Origin of the sequence: Micromonospora sp. NPDC049580 (assembly GCF_040675595.1) — a bacterium.
Classification (GTDB): Bacteria; Actinomycetota; Actinomycetes; order Mycobacteriales; family Micromonosporaceae; genus Micromonospora.
The window spans coordinates 1-3,357 of record NZ_JBFAPG010000594.1 but is presented as its reverse complement, the minus strand read 5'-3'; the positions used below and the strand labels follow the sequence as shown (position 1 = coordinate 3,357).

The 3,357-nt window shown below is 74.1% G+C and carries 4 protein-coding genes; all 4 read right to left on the bottom strand.

Annotated features, from left to right (window positions below; all coding sequences use genetic code 11):
- Positions 1 to 111 precede the first annotated feature (111 nt).
- Positions 112 to 1,059, bottom strand: a complete 948-nt coding sequence (locus AB0J68_RS29640; RefSeq protein ID WP_355065575.1) for an iron-siderophore ABC transporter substrate-binding protein — start codon at positions 1,057 to 1,059, stop codon at positions 112 to 114.
- Positions 1,059 to 2,042: an ABC transporter ATP-binding protein gene (locus AB0J68_RS29635; RefSeq protein ID WP_363941880.1), complete on the bottom strand. Its 984-nt coding sequence runs from the start codon at positions 2,040 to 2,042 to the stop codon at positions 1,059 to 1,061. Before AB0J68_RS29635 ends, AB0J68_RS29640 begins: the two co-directional genes overlap by 1 nt.
- A 20-nt stretch (positions 2,043 to 2,062) precedes the next feature.
- The gene (locus AB0J68_RS29630; RefSeq protein ID WP_355065571.1) at positions 2,063 to 3,160 is read right to left on the bottom strand and encodes an iron ABC transporter permease; all 1,098 of its coding nucleotides are present in this window, start codon (positions 3,158 to 3,160) and stop codon (positions 2,063 to 2,065) included.
- Positions 3,157 to 3,357 (bottom strand): iron chelate uptake ABC transporter family permease subunit (locus AB0J68_RS29625; protein WP_363941876.1); only part of this gene is annotated, 201 nt, incomplete at its 5' end. The genes AB0J68_RS29625 and AB0J68_RS29630, both read right to left, overlap by 4 nt.

The following is a 3,357-nucleotide window of genomic DNA, read 5'->3' as shown; positions in this document are numbered from 1 at the left end:
GCGCAAATTCAGGGATCCTGCTGCCTCGCGATCTGGTGAGGCAGCAGTTTCCCCGAAACTGCGCGGATCTTGGGACCGCGATTGCGTGGGCACCCGCGTCGGGGGGCTTTGTCAGGCGGCGGGGAGGTACTTGGCCAGGTCGTCGAGGATCTTGTTGGCCGCGCCGACGCCAATGCCGGTCATCCAGACCTCGTCGGAGACCGGGTACGCCTTGCCGGCCTTGACCGCGCCGAGGCCCTTCCAGAGAGTGCCGCCGGCCACCTTGGCCTGCTCGGCAGCGGCCTTGTCGCCGTACGCGGTCACGAAGATGACGTCGCCGTCGACCTCGTTGATCCGCTCGGGGCTGACCAGGTCGAAGCGCTTGTCCTCCTTGTTGGCGAGCAACTGCCGCTCGGGGCGGCCGAGGCCGGTGTCGCCGATGACGATGCCGGAGAAGGAGTCCGGGCCGTACACCCGGATGTTGCCCGGGATGAACCGCACGATCGACACCTTGCGCGCGGCGGGGTCGCCGAGGGTGGCGCCGAAGTCCTTGGCCCGCTTCTCGTACGCGCCGAGCAGGTCCTTGGCCTGCTGCTCGCGGCCGAGCGCCTTGCCGTCGAGGAGGAAGTTGTCCTTCCAGGTGATGCCCACCTTGTCGGTGAACACGGTGGGCGCGATGGCGGCCAGCTCGTCGTAGAACTTCTCCTGGCGGAACTTGCTGCCGAGGATGAGGTCCGGCTTGAGTGCGTTGATCGCCTCCAGGTCGGGCTCGGTGAGCACCCCGACCTCCTTGATGCCGGCGAGCTTGTCCGCGCCGAAGTACGTCGGCCAGCTCTTCGCCTCACCGGCGGTGGCCGCGCCGACGGGGGTGATGCCCAGCGAGAGCGCCGTGTCGATCTTGTCGGTGTCGAGCACGACGACGCGCTTGGGGTCGGCCGGGACCTTGGTGGTGCCCATGGCGTGGGTGATCTCCCGGGTCTCCCCGGTGGCGGAACCGGCGACCGGGTCGCTCTCACCGCAGGCGGTGAGGCCGGCCCCGAGGGCGACGGCCGCGGCGAGAGCGGCGACGAGACGACGCATCAGAGTCCTTTCGAGGGGTACGTGCCAGCGAGCGGGGTCGCCGCGTCGCCGGTGGCGGGTCGGGCGTCCGGGACGGACGCCGTCGACGAATCGGGGTCGCCCGCGTCAGCGGACGCGGCAACCGAGTCGCCCGCGTCAGCGGACGCGGCAACCGAGTCGCCCGCGTCAGCGGACGGGGCACCAGGGCCCGACGGCCGGGCGGCGGGGCCGCCGGTGTGCGCGGGCACCACGAGCGGCGCACCGGTCACCGGGCAGGGGACGACGACGCAGGCCAGCCCGAAGACGTCCCGGACCAGGTCCGCGGTGAGGATCTCCCGGGGCGGCCCGGCGGCCACCACCGCGCCGGCGCGCATCGCGATCAGGTGGTCGGCGTAGCGGGCGGCCTGGTTGAGGTCGTGCAGCACGGCGACCACGGTGCGGCCGCGCTCGACGCGTAGCCGGTGCAGCAGGTCCAGCACCTCCACCTGGTGGGCCAGGTCGAGGAAGGTGGTCGGTTCGTCCAGCAGCAGGGCGTCGGTGTCCTGGGCCAGGGTCATGGCGATCCACACGCGTTGCCGCTGGCCGCCGGAGAGGCTGTCCACCGGCCGGTCGGCCAGGTCGGCCACGTCCGCCATGGTCATCGCCTCGTCCACCGCCGCGCCGTCGGACGACGACCACTGCCGCCACCACCGCTGGTACGGCTGTCGGCCGCGCCCGACCAGGTCGGCCACGGTGACGCCCTCGGGCACCAGCGGGCTCTGCGGCAGGACGCCGAGCCGACGGGCCACGTCGCGGGTGGGCAGGTCACGGATGGCGGCGCCGTCCAGCAGGACCGTGCCGCGTCGCGGGGTGAGCAGCCGGGCCATCGTGCGCAGCAGGGTGGACTTGCCGCAGGCGTTGGGGCCGACGATGACGGTGAACGCGTCGGTCGGCAGGTCCAGGGTGAGCCCGTCGAGCACGGTCCTCTCGTCGTAGCCGACGACCAGGTCGCGGGTGGAGAGCATCACACGACTCCTTGAGGGCGTCACGACGACGGCCGCCGTCCACGAAGCAACAGGAAGATCAGGTACGGGCCGCCGATCGCGGCGGTCAGCACACCGGCCGGCAGTTGGGTGGGTGCGAACAGCCGCCGACCGGCCAGGTCGGCCAGCACCAGCAGCAGCGCGCCGAGCAGCGCGGCGCAGACCAGCGGGGGCCGTTCGGCGCGGACCAGCCGGCGGGCCAGTTGAGGTGCGACGAGCGCCACGAAGTCGACGGCGCCGACCTGGGCGGTGACCATGGCGGCGACGAGCACGCCGGTGCCGGCGAGCCCGATCCGGCGGGCCACCGGACGCAGCCCGACGCCGCGCGCGGTGTCGTCGTCCAGGGCGGTGCTGTTCAGGGCCCAGCCGGCCCAGGCCAGCACCGGCAGCAGCACCAGCAGGGTGCCGGCGATCCAGCCGGCCTCGGTCCAGCCCTTGCCGGCGAGGGTGCCGATCAGCCAGATCTGCGCCCGCAGGCCGTCGATCGGGTCGGCGGTGAGCATGACCACCTCGGTGAGCGCCCGGAAGGCGAACGCGACCGCCACGCCGGCGAGGACGAACCGCTGCGCGGCCAGTCCGTGCCGGGCGCCGAGGGCGAACAGCAGCACCGCCGCCAGCAGGCCGCCGACCAGCGCGCTCGGCGCCACCAGCACCGCCGCCGCACCGCTGGTCAGCGCCACGGTCGCGGCGAGGCCGGCGCCCTGGGTGATGCCGATGACGTCCGGGCTCGCGAGCGGGTTGCGCGCCACGCTCTGGATCAGCGTGCCGGCCACGCCGAAGGCCGCCCCGGCCACCGCAGCCAGCACGATCCGGGGCAACCGCAGATCAAGGACAACGAGGTCGTACGGGGTGCCAGCGCCGGAGAGCGCGCGCAGCACGTCGGCCGGGGCGACGTACGGGGTGCCCAGGGACAGGCTGAGCAGCATCGCGAGCAGGAGCAGCACGGTCAGCGCGGCGGCGACCAGCACCGCCCGGCGGCGGATCTGCAGGCTGACCGGGCCGACCCGCAGCAGTGACCGCCCCGGCAGCCGTGCGGAGCCGCCACCGGCCGAGGCGGCGGGGCCGGCCGGGCCGGGGACCGGGCGCTGGGTGGTCGTCACGCGGTCACCACCCGGGCGCGGCGGACCAGCACGGCCAGCAGCGGCGCGCCGAGCAGGGCGGTGATGATCCCGGCCGGTATCTCGCCGGGCGGGGCGACGAGCCGGCCGACGACGTCGGCGCCGAGCAGCAACGCGGGCCCGAGCAGGGCGGAGACGGCGAGGGTCCAGCGGTGGTCCGCGCCGACCAGGGCGCGGGC

What these genes read in the sequence shown, in the direction of transcription:
- AB0J68_RS29635 (WP_363941880.1), bottom strand. Translation starts at nt 2,042, where the DNA reads ATGCTCTCCACCCGCGACCTGGTCGTCGGCTACGACGAGAGGACCGTG.
- AB0J68_RS29640 (WP_355065575.1), bottom strand. Translation starts at nt 1,059, where the DNA reads ATGCGTCGTCTCGTCGCCGCTCTCGCCGCGGCCGTCGCCCTCGGGGCC.